Source organism: Winogradskyella psychrotolerans (assembly GCF_018860565.1).
Lineage (GTDB): Bacteria > Bacteroidota > Bacteroidia > Flavobacteriales > Flavobacteriaceae > Winogradskyella > Winogradskyella damuponensis.
In genome coordinates this window covers 135,973-153,418 of record NZ_JAHKPS010000022.1, presented here as the reverse complement: position 1 = coordinate 153,418, position 17,446 = coordinate 135,973, and the positions used below count along the sequence as shown (strand labels likewise).

The 17,446-nt window shown below is 33.1% G+C and carries 16 protein-coding genes and 1 tRNA gene; 8 read left to right on the top strand and 9 right to left on the bottom strand.

The features are described 5' to 3' along the window. Positions 1 to 196 precede the first annotated feature (196 nt). Positions 197 to 460 carry a hypothetical protein gene (locus KO504_RS09580; RefSeq protein WP_215926324.1) on the top strand — a complete coding sequence of 88 codons (264 nt, stop codon included), beginning with the start codon at positions 197 to 199 and terminating at the stop codon, positions 458 to 460. 67 nt (positions 461 to 527) lie between these two features. Here the strand turns inward: KO504_RS09580 and lepA are convergent, their stop codons facing one another. Beyond that, positions 528 to 2,324 carry a translation elongation factor 4 gene (gene lepA, locus KO504_RS09575; RefSeq protein WP_215926322.1) on the bottom strand — a complete coding sequence of 599 codons (1,797 nt, stop codon included), beginning with the start codon at positions 2,322 to 2,324 and terminating at the stop codon, positions 528 to 530. A 308-nt stretch (positions 2,325 to 2,632) separates the two neighbouring features. Between lepA and KO504_RS09570 the strand changes: the two genes are divergently transcribed. Continuing rightward, on the top strand, positions 2,633 to 5,059 hold the full coding sequence (locus KO504_RS09570; protein ID WP_215926320.1) for an outer membrane beta-barrel family protein: 2,427 nt from the start codon (positions 2,633 to 2,635) through the stop codon (positions 5,057 to 5,059). On the opposite strand, the gene KO504_RS09565 is transcribed toward KO504_RS09570, so the two are convergent. Then, positions 5,056 to 6,159: a TolB family protein gene (locus KO504_RS09565; RefSeq protein WP_215926318.1), complete on the bottom strand. Its 1,104-nt coding sequence runs from the start codon at positions 6,157 to 6,159 to the stop codon at positions 5,056 to 5,058. The genes KO504_RS09570 and KO504_RS09565 overlap by 4 nt on opposite strands. A gap of 151 nt (positions 6,160 to 6,310) precedes the next feature. Here KO504_RS09565 and KO504_RS09560 point away from each other — a divergent pair, with 151 nt between their 5' ends. After that, complete coding sequence (locus KO504_RS09560) at positions 6,311 to 7,555, top strand: M28 family peptidase (protein WP_215926316.1); 1,245 nt, start codon at positions 6,311 to 6,313, stop codon at positions 7,553 to 7,555. A gap of 177 nt (positions 7,556 to 7,732) precedes the next feature. Continuing rightward, positions 7,733 to 8,416: a hypothetical protein gene (locus tag KO504_RS09555; protein ID WP_215926314.1), complete on the top strand. Its 684-nt coding sequence runs from the start codon at positions 7,733 to 7,735 to the stop codon at positions 8,414 to 8,416. A gap of 92 nt (positions 8,417 to 8,508) precedes the next feature. Here KO504_RS09555 and KO504_RS09550 read toward each other — a convergent pair whose 3' ends face one another. Further along, positions 8,509 to 9,042, bottom strand: coding sequence for a hypothetical protein (locus KO504_RS09550; RefSeq protein ID WP_215926312.1), 534 nt, complete (start codon positions 9,040 to 9,042; stop codon positions 8,509 to 8,511). A 77-nt stretch (positions 9,043 to 9,119) separates the two neighbouring features. Between KO504_RS09550 and dusB the strand changes: the two genes are divergently transcribed. Beyond that, positions 9,120 to 10,112, top strand: a complete 993-nt coding sequence (gene dusB, locus KO504_RS09545) for a tRNA dihydrouridine synthase DusB (RefSeq protein WP_215927399.1) — start codon at positions 9,120 to 9,122, stop codon at positions 10,110 to 10,112. 89 nt (positions 10,113 to 10,201) lie between these two features. On the opposite strand, the gene KO504_RS09540 is transcribed toward dusB, so the two are convergent. Both KO504_RS09540 and rbfA read right to left on the bottom strand, forming a co-directional pair. After that, positions 10,202 to 11,404 (bottom strand): ABC transporter permease, encoded by a 1,203-nt coding sequence (locus KO504_RS09540; protein ID WP_215926310.1) that lies wholly within the window; start codon positions 11,402 to 11,404, stop codon positions 10,202 to 10,204. Continuing rightward, entirely contained in the window at positions 11,405 to 11,803 is a 399-nt protein-coding gene (rbfA, locus tag KO504_RS09535; RefSeq protein WP_215926308.1) for a 30S ribosome-binding factor RbfA, read from the bottom strand. It abuts the gene before it with no gap. A gap of 117 nt (positions 11,804 to 11,920) precedes the next feature. On the opposite strand from rbfA, the gene mce reads away from it, so the two are divergent. Together mce and KO504_RS09525 are read left to right on the top strand one after the other, a co-directional pair. Further along, positions 11,921 to 12,325, top strand: coding sequence for a methylmalonyl-CoA epimerase (gene mce / locus KO504_RS09530; protein ID WP_215926306.1), 405 nt, complete (start codon positions 11,921 to 11,923; stop codon positions 12,323 to 12,325). Between the two features lie 84 nt (positions 12,326 to 12,409). Then, positions 12,410 to 12,483: transfer RNA gene (locus KO504_RS09525), tRNA-Ile, on the top strand. Positions 12,484 to 12,652: 169 nt separating this feature from the next. Here the strand turns inward: KO504_RS09525 and KO504_RS09520 are convergent. From KO504_RS09520 to KO504_RS09505, 4 genes are read right to left on the bottom strand one after another with little or no spacing between them, the layout of a single operon-like run. Continuing rightward, the gene (locus KO504_RS09520; protein WP_215926301.1) at positions 12,653 to 13,948 is read right to left on the bottom strand and encodes a TRAP transporter large permease; all 1,296 of its coding nucleotides are present in this window, start codon (positions 13,946 to 13,948) and stop codon (positions 12,653 to 12,655) included. Continuing rightward, positions 13,948 to 14,412, bottom strand: a complete 465-nt coding sequence (locus tag KO504_RS09515) for a TRAP transporter small permease (RefSeq protein WP_115838210.1) — start codon at positions 14,410 to 14,412, stop codon at positions 13,948 to 13,950. The genes KO504_RS09520 and KO504_RS09515 overlap by 1 nt, the downstream gene beginning before the upstream one ends. Before the next feature lie 2 nt (positions 14,413 to 14,414). Next, positions 14,415 to 15,395, bottom strand: coding sequence for a TRAP transporter substrate-binding protein (locus KO504_RS09510; RefSeq protein WP_215926299.1), 981 nt, complete (start codon positions 15,393 to 15,395; stop codon positions 14,415 to 14,417). Positions 15,396 to 15,418: 23 nt separating this feature from the next. Continuing rightward, a complete protein-coding gene (locus tag KO504_RS09505; RefSeq protein ID WP_215926297.1) occupies positions 15,419 to 16,438 on the bottom strand; it encodes a LacI family DNA-binding transcriptional regulator in 1,020 nt (339 codons plus the stop codon). Between the two features lie 162 nt (positions 16,439 to 16,600). Between KO504_RS09505 and kduI the strand changes: the two genes are divergently transcribed. Next, entirely contained in the window at positions 16,601 to 17,443 is an 843-nt protein-coding gene (gene kduI, locus KO504_RS09500) for a 5-dehydro-4-deoxy-D-glucuronate isomerase (RefSeq protein ID WP_215926295.1), read from the top strand. The last annotated feature ends 3 nt before the right edge of the window (positions 17,444 to 17,446 follow it).

Sequence of the window (17,446 nt, the reverse complement as noted above, 5' to 3'; positions counted from 1 at the left end):
TAACATTTTTTTTGAATTTTTTTAAACTGCGATAAAACCTTTATATAGTTGTTTTCCACTGCTTTAGTAGGTGTAACTTTATAGTATATAGGGAATTGCAATTATAGGAGGTCTGAAAATACTTGTCAATTACTTTTGTTTATATTTTAAATAGTGCATATTTGTTAAAAATTTTAACAAAAATCAAATCTTAATTATGAAAAAATTTATTTTATCTTTTGCTGTAATTGCTGCTATCGGATTCACATCATGTTCTAGTGATGATGATAATGGAGGAGACGATGATGGAGGTTGTCAAACTTGTGACATTTTTACGATAGTTACTGAACTATGCGATAATGGTGATGGTACTTACACAACAACTGTAGCTGGTCAAGAAGTGACTGAAGACATACCTGAAGGTACTACCTTTGCAGATATTATAGCTGGATTTGAAGCAGGAGGAGCTACATGTAACTAATAATTAGTTATTTATAAAAAAAAACAGAGGCTAATGGCTTCTGTTTTTTTTTATGCTTATAATCTAATTAATCATTCAATTTCAAGACAGCCATAAATGCTTGTTGAGGTATTTCTACATTACCTACCTGTCTCATACGTTTCTTACCTTTTTTCTGCTTTTCTAACAGCTTACGTTTACGGGAAATATCACCACCATAACATTTTGCGGTAACATCTTTACGCAATGCTTTTACAGTTTCTCTAGCAATAATCTTTGCACCAATAGCAGCTTGTATAGGAATATCAAATTGTTGTCTTGGTATTAATTCTTTTAACTTTTCACACATCTTTTTACCAATGTTATGCGCGTTATCTGCATGTATCAAAGCCGAAAGGGCATCAACAGGTTGTGCATTTAATAAGACGTCTAATCTTACTAATTTAGAAACCTTCATACCAATTGGATGGTAATCAAAAGAAGCATAACCTTTAGAAACCGTTTTTAAACGATCATAAAAATCGAAAACAATCTCTGCTAATGGCATTTCAAAAATTAACTCAACACGTTCTGTTGTCAAATAAGTTTGGTTAATAATCATACCACGTTTTTCAATACACAAGCTCATTACATTACCAACAAAATCAGATTTGGTAATAATTGTTGCCTTAATAAAAGGTTCTTCAACACGATTTACAGTTGTTGGTTCTGGTAAGTCACTAGGATTGTTAACAATAAAAGCCTCATCAGGATTTTTGTTTGTATAGGCATGATAAGATACGTTAGGAACTGTAGTAATTACAGTCATATCAAATTCACGCTCTAAACGTTCTTGTATAATTTCCATGTGTAACATGCCTAAAAAGCCACAACGGAAACCAAAGCCTAAAGCAGCAGAACTTTCTGGTTGAAACACTAAGGAAGCATCATTAAGCTGTAGTTTTTCCATAGAGTTTCTCAACTCTTCGTAATCTTCTGTATCTACAGGATATATACCTGCAAAAACCATTGGTTTTACGTCTTCAAAACCTTCAATAATATTGGTTGTTGGATTATTAAAATCCGTAATAGTATCACCAACTTTTACTTCTTTTGCGGTTTTTATTCCTGTAATTAAATAGCCAACATCACCCGCTTTTACACTTTGTTTTGGGACTTGGTTTAATTTTAAAGTACCAACTTCATCTGCATAATATTCTTTATCTGTGGCAACGAATTTAATTTTTTGTCCTTTTTTAATTTCACCATTAAACACTCTAAAATAGGTTTCAATACCTCTAAATGTGTTGTAAACAGAATCAAAAATTAAGGCTTGAAGCGGTTCGTCTACATTGCCTTTTGGAGCAGGAATACGTTCAATAATTGCTTTTAAAATGTTCTCGACACCAAAACCTGTTTTTCCACTAGCATGGATTACTTCTTCTGGATCACAACCTAAAAGATCAACAATATCATCAGTAACTTCTTCAGGATTTGCACTTGGTAAATCTACTTTATTTAAGACTGGAATAATTTCTAAATCATTCTCTAAAGCTAAATATAAATTAGAAATAGTTTGTGCTTGTATGCTTTGCGCAGCATCTACAATTAACAAAGCACCTTCACATGCAGCAATAGATCTAGAAACTTCGTAAGAAAAATCTACATGGCCAGGAGTGTCAATAAGATTGAGCACATATTTTTCACCTTCATATACGTAATCCATTTGTATGGCGTGTGATTTGATGGTAATACCGCGTTCGCGTTCCAAGTCCATACTATCTAAAAGTTGGGCTTGTTGTTCTCGAGCGGTTACAGAACCTGTAACATCAAGTAAGCGATCTGCTAGTGTACTTTTTCCGTGGTCAATATGTGCAATAATGCAAAAATTACGAATGTTTTTCATGTCTCTTTTCTAAGGCAATAACTAATTGGCAAAAGTACATGAATTTTTTCATTTGAATTTTGTAAGTTTTCAAATTAAATAAATTCTATGGGCTAGCGAAGTGATTACTGAAGTGAAGCTGAATTTTATACTTTTTAAGTTTAAAAAATTAAGATTTTACTGAAGAAATATAATCGCTTTCTTGCGCTTTGTGACATCAAAAACCAGAATAAAAACAGTTGTAAAATAAGAGAAAAGGTTGCTCGATTGCGGAAAAACCGCAATCAAAAGTGAAAAACAATTTATATATTGCAAGATAAACCTATTTCATGATTGTTCGCCTACGTTATTATTTAAGTGTATTTCTTTATACACTATGTTTTATGGCTTATGCACAAGATTTTTCAATTTCGGGAGCGGTTGTAGATTTTAATAATAATCCTATTGCCTTGGCAAATGTGGTAGTTTTAGCTGAAGATGGTAGCACTTTTTTAAAAGGAACATCAACTGACGATATTGGACATTTTAAGATTGAAAACCTTGTTTCAGATACATATGTCATTAAAATTAGCTTTATTGGTTTTGAAGATTTTACACAACGAATCATTTTAAGAGGCCATTTAGATTTAAAGAAAATTCAACTTATTGAAATTCCCGAAAATTTAGAAGAAGTTACCATAATTGCTAAAAAACCAACGATTACACGCAAACCAGACCGCTTAATTTTTAATGTCGAAAACACGGCATTAAGTGAAGGTTCTACGCTTGGTGTTTTAAAAAGTACGCCAGGAATAATTGTATCTGAAGGTAGTATTAATATTAAAAGTTCTCCTGCAACAGTTTATATAAACAACCGTAAAGTACAATTGACTTCAGAAGAATTAATACAACTCCTTGAAAGTGCACCAGCAAATAGCATAAAGTCGGTTGAGGTGATTACAAATCCGCCAGCAAGTTACGATGCAGATTCTGGTTCTGTAATTAATATTATAATGAGTAAAAACTTGGCAACAGGCTATAGAGGAAGTGTGTTAGCAAATTATACACAAGGTGTTTTTCCACGGTATAACGCAGGAACGAGTCATTATTTTAAAAACAACAAAATCAATCTTAATTTAAACTATAGTTATTCTCAAAACAAAATTAATAGAGATCAAGATGATACGGTTAATTTTTTAGATAATTTAAATGAAATTGAAGAAATATGGACCTCTAATATTAATAGAAACACATGGTCTCAAACACATAACCTTAACCTTAATTTCGATTATTACATAGACGATAAAAACACCTTGAGTCTTACAAGTACAGGTTTATATACACCGTATTTTAAATATCAAATAAGAAATAAGACTACTATTACAGACGAAGACTTTGTTTATAAAAAACGCTTTACCTCAGATAATTTATCTAGAGATAATAAGTATAACATTGGTACAGATGTAATCTTTAGCCACGCTTTTGAGAATAGTGCTTACTTAACATTTAATGCGCATTATACCATTTACGATTATGAGCGCGACCAAAATGTACTCACTAATTATTTTGATGTTAATAATATATTTGAAAGTACTTCGGAGTTTAATTCAACAGCTAGTCAGAACACCAATATTATAACAGGAAAAATAGATTACAGTTTACCAATTAATGAGACTTCTAGTTTTGATGCAGGAGTAAAATACTCTAATGTAAATACAGACAGCGACATAACAAAATTGGATATAGTAGGAAACTCAGAAGTCATAGATGTTAATAATACAGATGCTTTTACCTATGATGAAAAGGTATTTGCTGCCTATTCCAATTATATAAAATCTTGGAATAAATGGGAATTAAGTCTTGGTCTTAGAGTAGAACAAAGTTATATTGAAGGCGAGTCGCTTACATTGGGTGAAACCAATACGCAAGATTATTTAGATTGGTTTCCTAACGTAAGTTTATCTCATCAAATTTTAGAAGAAACTAGTGTATATGCAACGTACAAACGTAGTATAACAAGGCCAAGTTATACAGATTTAAATCCGTTTACATTTTTCTTAAACGAGAATACCGTTGTATTGGGTAATCCTAATTTAGTACCAACCTATAGAGATCATTATAAAATAGGGACTAATTTTTTAGAGCATTTTACTGTTGAAGCTTATTATATGAATTACGATGGTGATATTGTAGAGCTACCTCGTCAAAATAACCAAACCAATGAAATTGCTTTTACTCCCATAAACCTAGATAAAAAAGTAGAATATGGATTTGATTTTGTTTTTGACCATTATCCAACTAGTACTTGGAACCTCTATTTTGTAACCTCTTTTTATAATATTTCTGAAGAAGCAAATTTTGGAGACGATTTTGTAAAACAAGAGCAATGGTCTAATTACAGTATTTTACACAATAGTTTCTCTTTTTTAAAAGACCAGAGTTTAAATGCGAGTTTAACCTTTACTTGGGTAGGTAAAAACTTGCAACAATTCCAATCTGTTGAAGATCGTTTAGTTTCTGAGTTAAGTGTTTCAAAATCTATTTTAAAGAAAAGGGGAGTTATCTCATTGTCTGTAGAAGATTTTTTCAATCTACAAGACCAAGAAACGTCAACAGATTATCTCAACCAATTGAACTCTAGTTTTGTTGATTATGATAATAGGTATATTAAATTAGGTTTCCGTTATAATTTTGGAAATACGAAATTAAAGACCAATGAACCAGATCCAGATCAAGAAGAACTAGACGAACGTAAGCGACTTAAAGATTTAAATTAATCTTGCCATTCTGCAATAAACAAGTTGGTGTCTCTACCACCTCCATTATTTCTATTAGAAGAAAATACTAAGTATTTCCCATCATTAGAAAATACTGGAAACGCATCAAAGGTTTCACTGTGTGTAACACGCTTTAAATTCTTGCCATCAATATCAATTAAATACAAATTGAAAGGAAATCCACGTTCAGATTCAAAATTAGAAGAGAACAATACTTTCTCACCAGAAGGGTGAAAAAACGGACTCCAATTGGCGTTACCTAAATCTGTTAATTGGCGTAAATCAGAGCCATCTGCATTACAGATATACAATTCCATATCGGTTGGTTCAACTAAACCTTCAGCCAATAAATCTTTATAGTTTTTAATTTCTTCTTCCGTTTTAGGACGCGAAGAACGGAAGATTAATTTTGTACCATCTGGAGAAAAGAAGGCTCCACCATCGTAACCTAATTCGTTAGTAATTTGTTTTACATCGCTACCATCAATATTCATGGTATATAATTCTAAATCGCCACTTCGTGTAGACGTAAACACAATCTTATCACCTTTTGGAGATACGGTTGGTTCGGCATCGTAACCTACTTCGTTAGTTAATTGTTTTACAATATTACCTTCTAAGTCGGCTACAAAAATATCGTAGCTATCGTAAATAGGCCAAATGTATTTTCCATTTTTTCTTAGTGGAGTTTCAGGACATGCTTCATCTCCAAGATGCGTAGAAGCATAAATAATATGCTTGTTATCTGGCATAAAATAAGAACAAGTAGTTCTTCCTTTTCCTGTACTTACCATAGGAGGAGCAATACTATCTGTAAACGTTTGGTTGGCATCCATGATAAACATTTGGTCACATTCAACTCCCCATTTGGTATTATTAGATTGAAACACGAGTTGTTTATCGTCAAAACTCCAATACGCTTCAGCATTATCTCCACCATAAGTCACCTGTCTTAAAGACTTAAAATGGGTTTCTTCAGGATAGATTAAAGAATCGTATGTTTTAGTAGCACCAGAAGTCGCTTCGGTTGTTGTATTGGTCTCATTTTTACAAGAAGAAAGAGTAAGGAGTAGAATTAAAATTGTGACGATTCTGTTCATAATAAAGAATTATAATAAGTGACTTTTAATGCCTAATTTTGTGCAAAAGTAAGATTTAAAGATGAAATAAAGCACGAAATATTGCGGATTAATAAATCCTGTATTTTATGATAAAACACATTTTTAAAGACAATTAAAACGATATTTCGAAATGAAAAAAGCACTAATTTTATTAGCATTAGCGGGATTTATATCCTGTAAAAACGAACCTAAGGTTGCTGAAAATAATATTAAAGACGATGTTACATTTTTAGCTGATGATAAATTAGAAGGTCGTCAAACAGGCACAGAAGGAGAAGTTTTAGCATCAGAATATCTTATTAAGCGTTTTAAAGAAATTGGAGTGCAGCCAAAAGGAACAGATGGTTTTTTACAATCGTTTTCTTTTAAGCCTAAAACAGATCCACATAGCGAAGTAGAATTTACAACAAATGCAGACAGTACAATAACGGGCCACAACGTCGTTGGCTTTATAGATAACAATGCGAAAACAACAGTGGTTATTGGTGCACATTACGACCACCTAGGTTTTGGAGGAGAAGGCTCTTTATATCGAGGTGAAGATAAAGCCGTACATAATGGAGCAGATGATAATGCGAGTGGAGTAGCAGTGATGCTAAATTTAGCGAGTAGATTAAAAGTAAAAAATGACCAGTCTGAAATTAAAGATAAAAACAACTACTTGTTTCTAGCATTTTCGGGTGAAGAAATGGGATTATTAGGCTCTAATTATTTTTCCAAAAACCCAACTATTGATGCAGCATCTATCAATTACATGATAAATATGGACATGGTTGGCAGAATGAAAGCCGATAGTACTTTGGCTGTTTACGGTACAGGAACGTCTCCTATGTTTAAACAAACATTAAAATCTAATAATGATAAATTTAAATTGGTTGAAAACGAAAGTGGAGTAGGTCCAAGTGATCATACGTCTTTCTATTTAATTGATATTCCTGTATTACATTTTTTTACAGGACAACATGAAGATTATCACAAACCAGGTGATGATGCCGAAAAGTTGAATTATGAAGGCATGAATTTAATTTCTGATTATATCTACAATATTATAGCAGATTTAGATGATAACGGAGAGTTGGCGTTCCGAAAAACAAAGAATGAAAGTGAAGAAACACCACGTTTTAAAGTAGGTTTAGGAGTTGTACCAGATTACCTATACGACGGCAAAGGGATGCGAATAGATGGCACTCGAGAGGATACACCTGCATTTGCTGCTGGTTTACAAAAAGGTGATGTCGTCCTTAAACTAGGAGATAGTACTATTACTGATATGATGAGTTATATGCGTGCTTTATCTGTTTTTGATAATGGAGATGAAGCTGCTATTACGGTAAAACGTGGAGAGGAAACAATTGATACTAAAGTACAGTTTTAGGAGGCCTACGAAGTATTTGTTTTACTAATAACTCTAATCATGCCATATATACGGCATTGATAGAATTGTAAATTATACACAAAAGTAAAGGAGAGTATAATATTAGTTAATTTAGTATAAATTAGGTTTTTAATAAAGATAGCGTACTTTTACCCCTAACCTAAAAACAATTCTACTTTGAAAAAACTATCAATTTTAACACTTTTATTAGCTACTATTATGTTTTCTGCTTGTAGCAGTGACGATTCGAGTTCAGAGTCAGATGTAAATAATGATGATTATTTATATTTCATTTCTGGAAAGATAAATGGCGAGCCATTTGTATACGGACAAAAAGAAACGGCAACAACATTAGATTACTCATTGTTGTTCTCTGGAAACTCAATTACAACGACTTGTGCTTACTATCCAGATAATGGTGGGTTAAATTACGCTATAGGTGTTTATCCTAATTTTGATAATGAAGCAAGACCAAATATGAGTTTTGATTTCATTCGTATGTATTTGTGTGGATCAGAAGATTCTGCAGCACAAATGTTCAACGATGCTTTTCCTGTAAGTTCTTATGATTATGCTATAAGCGATAATGTAGTAAATGGTTCTACAGGTGATGTAAGTGTGTCTTATTCTCCAGATTCTACAGTAGAAGAATGGTACTCAACTTTAGGTGGAGATCAAAGCGGAAGTAATTTTGAAATTACAAGTTCTACCAATACTAACGTAACTTTTGGTGCACAAACCATAGAAATAAGTCAGTTGCTAGAAGGAAATTTCTCTTTAAAATTATATAATACAGAAAATCCAACTGATGTTATAGAAATCACTGAAGGGCAGTTTAAATTACCAATGACATTCGATTAAGTTACATCATAAAATAATTAAAAAAGCCTTTACAATTTGTAAAGGCTTTTTTTGTCTTATAAAACGTTAGATCGTTCTAAAATCATAAAGCATTAAACACCTAATATTTCGGCATCTACTCTAAATGTTGTGTCTATTGTAATATCGTGTGTTTCGTTAATGGTTTCATCTGTAACAGTTCTAACACGCAGATTAAAATTATCTTTTTTAATGTATGCTTTTAATTCTTCGCCTAGAATATCTAATTCTAAAGTGTTTGAATTTGTGTTTTCTAAATCATAGATATTTGCAATTTCAACTTCATCAATATCTTCTGCCTCAATATATACATGAATTTCCTTCAAAAAATTAAAATTACCATCGTCTGGAGAATTAATTGTAAGTTTTATTCGCTTTAGTTTAATACTTTCAATTAAGTCTTTATGTGTGTTGTTAATTTCAAATGAAGATTCAGAATCCGTTGTAATATCTGGAGTAAAAAGATTAAAAGGAGTGTTTATTAGTGTTGTTGAAGCAACAGAAAAATTAGTTTGATAATCTAAATCAAATTTAGTTAACTCGTCTATAACACTACAGCTTGAAAGTAATATAAAAGCTATAAAAGGTAAAAGCAGGCTCTTTTTCATATTAAGATTTTGGTGTAAATATACATTTTAAGAAACTAATGAATAAAAACCTTAATTTTGCACCAAAATTAGAACTCTTGGTTAAAATAGGCGACATAGAATTACCAGATTTTCCATTGCTTTTAGCACCTATGGAAGATGTAAGCGACCCACCGTTTAGGGCACTTTGTAAAGAACAAGGAGCAGATGTGGTGTATACCGAGTTTGTGTCTAGTGAAGGCTTAATTCGTAATGCAGCAAAAAGCGTTATGAAATTAGATATCTATGAAAAGGAACGTCCTGTTGGTATTCAAATTTTTGGCGCCAATATGGAAAGCATGTTACAGACTATTGATATTGTCGAAAAATCGAATCCAGATATTATTGACATTAATTTTGGTTGTCCGGTTAAAAAGGTAGTCTCAAAAGGTGCAGGAGCTGGTATTTTAAAGGATATCTGCTTAATGGAGCAACTGACCGCCGAAATGGTAAAGCGTACTAATTTACCGGTTACTGTAAAAACCAGATTAGGTTGGGATCACGACTCTATAAAAATTGTTGAGGTAGCAGAGCGTTTGCAAGATGTAGGTTGTAAAGCTATTGCAATACACGGTAGAACTAGAGCGCAAATGTATAAAGGTGAAGCCGATTGGAAACCTATTGCCGAGGTTAAGAATAACCCTAGAATGCATATTCCGGTGTTTGGAAATGGAGATATTACCTCTCCTGAAAAAGCAATGGAAATGAGAGATTCTTATGGTTTAGATGGAGCAATGATAGGACGAGCAACTATTGGAAATCCTTGGTTTTTTAAACAGGTAAAACACTTTTTTGAAACGGGAGAACATTTAGCACCAATTTCCCTGGCCGAACGTGTTGATGCAGCTAGAAGGCATCTTCAAATGGCAATAGATTGGAAAGGCGAAACTCTAGGTGTTTTTGAAACGAGACGGCATTATACCAATTACTTTAAAGGCATTCCACACTTTAAAGAATACCGAATGAAAATGGTAACTAGTGATGATTCTGCAGCTGTATTTGCAGCCTTTGATGAAGTGTTAGCAGCTTTCCCAGATTATCAGTTTGAGTAGAGTAGAAGTGCTACTAACGAAAAGCTAACTTTAAAAAGTAGCCGTAATTATTACGCTGTGTTTTTTGGTCTTCTATATACGAGTTTTACCTAACTTTTAATTAAACTAGGAGTGATACGTTGTGACGCAATTCTAGAGGCTGTAATTCCTAAAGTAAAAATCGTTGCAAAGACAATTAACACATTAAAAAAGTTAAACTTAACAGGGTAGGCTAAATCTGGAGTAAGCATTATTAATTCAAAAGATTGCTGAATAAACACAACAGCTAATCCTATCACTATACCAATTATACCGCTTACAATTGTCATTAAACTGCCTTGTAAAAAGAAAATGGATTTTATGGCTTTGGTTTCTGTTCCTAAATAAAATAAGGTATTAATTGATTTCTTTTTATCTAAAACCATCATAATAATAGCACCAATAACATTGAATAGTGAAATGATAATTACTAAAGTGAAGATGAGGTAGATAGCAAGGTTTTCAGTATTCAACATTTTAAATAATGCATCATTGAGTTCTGCTCTATTTTTAATGTTAAACGTATTTCCATAGGATGCTTCAAGTTGATCTCTAATAGCATCTTCATCGGCATCAGGTTTTAATTTAAGTTCTAAAGCACTCAATTGTCCTTCATTATAACTCAACAATTGCTTAGCGAGTTCAATATTTGAAAATATATAATTATTACTTAATTCTTCGTTAATTGTAAATAAGCCAACATTATTTACAAAAACAGAATTGTAATACCCTTTTATAGAGCTAGCTTGTCCCTTTCCTACTTTTGGTACATATAAAGACAATGGTTTTAAGAAATCAAAAACACCAAAAGATAAATTGTCAGAGATTCCCGAGCCAGAAACTACATCATTACTTTCAGGTGTAAGCCATTTACCTTTAGTTACCATTGCTTCAATGTTGGTAACATTTAGGTAGTTTTTGTCTACCCCTTTTAGTGTCGCAATAAGATTTTTATTTTCGGATCTAATAATAATACGTTCTTCTATAATTTCAGAATAATTGGCGACGCCTTCAATGTTTAAAAGGGTTGCTTTATCCTTTTCTGTCCATATAAAAGATTTACCTTCAGAGGGTATTAATTTTAAATCTGGATCTACGAAAGAAGAGAATTTAAGACTAAAATCTTTTAATCCTGCAAAAACGGAGAGTACAATAAAAAGTGCTGCTGAAGCAACAATAACTCCACCAGAAGCAATTAAGGTCATTATATTAATAGCATTATTACTGCTTTTAGAAAACAGATATCGTTTTGCTATATATAAAGGGAAATTCACTTAAGATTTTTTACGCTTACCTAGTAAATCTGGATTTTCTAATGGGTTATCTTCTCCTTTTAGAGAACGTTCAATGCCATCAATATATTCTAAAGAATCGTCTATAAAAAATTCTAATTGTGGCATACGTCTTAATTGATGACGTGTACGCTGAGATAATTCGTGTCTAATAAGCGGTTTATTAGATTTAATCCCTTCTAATAATGCTTCTGCTTCCTTATTCGGAAAAATACTAAGATATACCTTAGCCATAGACAGATCTGTAGTTACATTTACTTTACTAACAGAGATGATAACACCACGTAAACCGCCATCAGTAGCTGCTTTTTGTAATACTTCTGCTAAGTCCTGCTGTAGGATGCCTCCTATTTTTTTTTGTCTTTGTGTAAATTCTTCCATGATGATTATTATAACTAATCATCTGCAAAAGTAGAGGTTATTTAAGGATTATCTTATTTTTGAGTGTAAATTATTAATGAGATTTCTGCTTTTGCGGAAACTGAATCAAATTTTTAGATGAAAAAAATAGAACATATAGGCATTGCTGTAAAGGATATAGAAAAATCTAATACGCTTTTTAAAGCCTTATTTGGTGAAGACCATTATAAGATTGAAGATGTAGAAAGTGAAGGTGTAAAAACCTCCTTTTTTAAATGCGGCCCTAATAAAATTGAATTGCTTCAGGCTACTAATGAAGCGAGTCCAATAGCCAAATTCATTGAAAAAAAGGGAGAAGGCATGCATCATATTGCCTTTGCCGTTGATGATATTGAAGCGGAAATACAACGCTTAACGGCAGAAGGTTTTACCATGATTCATAAAAAACCAAAGCAAGGAGCCGACAATAAGTTGATTGCTTTTTTACATCCAAAATCCACAAATGGAGTTTTAATTGAGTTGTGTCAAGATATAAAGGATTAAAACGGTTTATTTTTCTTGTAGAGTTTTAAAATATGTAGTAATATTGCACTCGCTTTAGAAATGAAGCGATTGACAATTGTCAATGGTCCTATAGCTCAGTTGGTTAGAGCACCTGACTCATAATCAGGTGGTCCATGGTTCGAGTCCATGTGGGACCACTAGTAAAATAAAGCCTTACAGAGATGTAGGGCTTTTTTATTTTTATGAGATTATAGTAATAAGATGGATATTATAATGATATCATGATCCATTTTTTCTATAATAGGATATTAAGTGATAGCGTGTCTATTATTTATAAACTCAGAAGAATACTTCCTAAAAAACAGTTTAATACCCAAATAAACCTGGCAACCATAAGCTTAATTCGGAAAAATACGTAACCAAGAGTAAGGAAATTATCATGGCTGCAAAAAGCGGTAAAAGTGGCTTAACCACTTTCTCTATGGTTGTATTTGCTACACCAACTCCTACAAATAATACCGACCCTACAGGTGGCGTACAAAGGCCAATGCATAAATTTAGAATCATAACGATACCAAAATGTACGGGATCCATGCCAAGCTCTTCTACGATAGGTAAAAATATTGGAGTAAAAATGAGTACTGCAGGTGTCATATCCATAAATATTCCAACAACCAATAATATCAAATTTATAATTAGTAATATCACTATAGGATTATTGCTTGCTCCTAATAAAGCTGTACTAATATCATTCGGAATATTCTCGTAAGACATGACCCAAGACATGCTCGTAGATGCGCCAATTAATAACATTACAATCGCTGTAGTGCCGCAAGCTTCTAACGATATTTCTGGTAAATCGTTAAGGGTGATTTCCTTATACCAAAAGCCTAATATTAACGTATAAAGAACAGCAATAGCAGATGCTTCTGTGGCTGTAAAAATACCGGCTACAATACCTCCAATCACAACGACAAGTAACATTAAACTAGGAAAAGCTCTAAAAAATGTACGTCCAACGTCTTTTAATGAACTTTTCTTTCCTACATTATACCCTTTCTTTTTCGCCCAAAAAGAGGCCACAATCATAAGAAATAATCCTGTTAAAATTCCGGGAATATAGCCTGCTAAAAACAAGGCAGCGATAGAGACACCTCCACTTGCTAAGGAATATACAATGAGCACATTACTTGGTGGAATTATTAATCCTGTAGTTGAAGATGTTATGTTTACAGCTGCTCCAAATTCTTTTGAATAGCCTTCCTTTTCCATTTCGGGTCCTAAAATACTTCCCATAGCTGATGCAGATGCCATGGCTGATCCTGCTATGGCTCCCATTAACATGGCGGCAATGACATTAATTAATGCCAATCCACCGGGAAGCGCACCTACAAGTGTTTTAGCAAAATCGATTAAACGGTGTGCTATACCTCCTTTATTCATAAGTTGACCAGAGAGTACAAAAAACGGTATGGCTAACAAAGCAAAACTATCTAAACCTGTGGCCATACGTTGCGATACAGTGGTTAACGCAGGAAGCACGGCTATACTTGTCATCATTGTTAATAATGATGAAATGGCAATACTCCATCCTACAGGAACACTTAGTAATAATAAACCAATAAAACTTAATACTAAAACGAGTATAGGTAGATATTCCATTATAATTGTTTGTTTATAATATCAGAAAGTTTGTAATAAATAATCAAGATGCCACTAATAGGAATTATCGCATAAACCACAGCTAATGGAATTTGTAATGCAGGCGAAGACTGTTTTAAGGTAAAGGTGATATATACTAAACGTAATCCTCCAATTACAAGTGCTGCAAAGCAAAAAACAATAATAACCCAATTAATAACCACCTTTAAATTGGTTTGTCCTTTTTTACTCAATCGTGATGGCAATAAATCTATGGCAACATGTAGTCGCTTTCCAGAAATATAAGCAGCTCCTAAAACACCGACCCAAATCATGAGATATCGTGCTAATTCGTCTGTAAATGAACTTGGAGTGCCCATGACAAATCTTGTAAATACCTGCCACAAAACGTTTATAACCATCACGCCCATAATAAGTGCAAGTGATGTGCCCAATACTTTATCCACTTTTTGTCTTAATTTCATAATTATTGGCTTTCTTGAATTCGCTTAATAAGGCTATACATCTGTGCATCATCTTTATAAGATTCATAAATAGATTCTACCTTATTTTTAAAAATCGTTTTATCTGGTTGAATAACGGTAACTCCCGCTTCTTTTACAGCTTTTAAGGCTTCTAATTCTGCTTTTGCCCATAGTTTTCTTTGGTATGTTACAGAAACATCTACAGCTGATTGCAACCATTCTTTTTCTTGAGCACTCAAGGTTTCCCACAAATGTGTACTGATAATTAGTACATCTGGAATCGTAGTATGCTCATCTAAAGAAAAATACTTGCAGACTTCATAATGTCTTGAAAGATAAAATGTCGGAGGATTGTTTTCTGCACCATCTACAACACCTTGCTGTAAAGCGGTATATAACTCACCTGATGATATTGGAGTAGGAGAGCCTCCAAGACTTGTAACCATACGCATGGCTGTAACGCTTTCCATAACTCTGATTTTTAAGCCTTCTAAATCTTCTGGAGTTTCAACGGTTTTTTCTTTAGTGTAAAAACTGCGACTTCCAGCATCATAATAGCCTAAACCTTTCAGCCAATATTTTTGTCCACCATCCAATAATTCCTTCCCAATAGCACCATCTAAAACATTAAACGTATGCTCGCGATCTTTAAAAATGAAAGGGAGACCAAACACTTTCATATCTGGTGAAAAATTTTCCATCACTGCTGCAGATACTTTGGTCATATCTAAACTTCCTATTTGAAGCAGCTCTAAGCATTGACGCTCAGAACCTAATTGCTGGTTAGGATATATTTCTAATTTTAATTTTCCTTTGGAATTTTTGTCGAGCTCTTCACCCATACGTATCATGGCCTTGTGTACAGGATGATTTGTGTCTAATCCGTGAGCTAATTTGATTGTTTTTTCGCTTTGTAACGTTTCACAAGACGTAGAAATCATTAATAATAGAAATGAAATAAATATCGGAACAATTGTTTTCATTGAAATCATTTTAAATTAAGCTTTCACTTTTTTGACGATTGACGTTCTATTAAATTAGAATCCATTATGATGGTTTGTGGGTCTAATGCACCATTTTCTTTTGTTATTTGCTTCAAAAGTAATGCTGTAGCTGCCTTACCTATTTCAATTCCTGGCTGATTAATCGTGGTTAAAGCAGGATTAATAACGGTTGAAATTGGTTCATTACTAAAGCCAACAATTGCAATATCTTCAGGGATTTTAACACCGTTGTCAGTTAAATATTTCATGGCTCCAATAGCAGCCACATCGTTTGCAGAAAATATACCATCAACGGGATTTGGTAGAGCTAATAATTTCTCAGAATTTTTCCTACCATCTTCTTCCATTAATTTTGATGGAAATACAAGTGCTTCTTCAAAGGGCAAATTATGTTTTGAAAGGGCATGCTTATAACCTTTAAATCGGTTTTTATAAATTTCTAGGTTTTGCGGACCAGAAAAATGAGCGATATGTTTACATCCTTTTAAAATGAGATGTTCTGTCGCCTCAAAACCACCATTAAAATCGTCAATTAACACATTAGAATAATTAGGAATGTCGCAATGTCTATCAAAAAAAACGAGTTGAATGCCTTGCTTTTTTAAGACTTCTAAATGCTTATAGTCTTTAGTTTCCATTGAAATGGACATGAGCACACCGTCAACACGTTGCCCCAAAAGTGTGTTTATAATTTTTTTTTCACGATTGAATTGCTCTAAAGATTGACAAATAATTACCGTGTAGCCCGCTTCATATGCGGTCTCTTCAATACCACTAATTACAGATGAAAAGAAATGACGCGAAATTCTTGGTACAATAACTCCAATGGTATTTGTTTTACTTTTTCTTAAACTAGAGGCTAAATGGTTACGTTGGTAACCCATTTCTGCAGCCTTAGCTAAAACAATATCTTTAGTTTTTTGTATCACTCTTGGGCTATCGTTTAAAGCTCTAGACACGGTTGAGCTATCGAGATTTAAGGCCTTAGCAATATCGTGTATGGTCACCTTATTGTTTTGCATTTGAATACGTTTTGGTAAATAGTTTGCGCCTTCTAGATTACGTAATTTTTTAGCTGTAATCAAGCAATATTATATAACAAATATATGATATTCAAAATACAATCGATTGTATTTTGGATATTTTTATTACTTTTACAAAAATTAACTTAAATATATTTGGCAATGACAACTCACTATCAAACACGATATGCGGCATCACCACAAGACGTGAAAAATTACGATACGAATAGATTAAGAGACGAATTTTTAATTAGTAACGTCATGGAAGATGATGCTATAAATTTAGTTTATTCGCATTATGATAGATTTATAACTGGAGGAGCAGTTCCAGTGAAAAATGAATTAAAACTTGAATCCATAGAGCTCTTAAAAGCAGATTATTTTCTAGAACGACGCGAATTAGGAATTATAAATGTAGGTGGTAAAGGCACTGTTTCTGTTAATGGTGTAGCTTATAATTTAGACTATAAAGAGGCACTATACATAGGTAGAGAGACTAAAGACGTTAGTTTTAGTAGCGACGATGCTACAAATCCGGCAAAATTTTATTTAAACTCTACACCTGCTCACAAAACGTTTCCAACTAAAAAAATTAGTAGAGAAGATGCAGAAGTGGTAGAATTAGGTGCTCTGGAAACAGCAAATGCTAGAACGATTAGAAAACTAATTGTAAATAGTGTAGTTGAAACATGTCAAGTACAAATGGGTATGACTGAGTTAAAAACAGGAAGTGTTTGGAATACTATGCCAGCTCATGTACACGATAGACGTATGGAGGTTTACTTTTATTTTGAGGTGCCAGAAGATCAGGCTGTTTGTCATTTTATGGGAGAACCAGAAGAAACAAGACATATCTGGATGGCCAATAACCAAGCTGTAATTTCTCCACCTTGGTCTATACATTCAGGCTCAGGGACGAGTAACTATATTTTTATTTGGGGTATGGCTGGAGAAAATTTAGACTACGGAGATATGGATCACTGTAAGATTAATGAGTTAAAATAATTA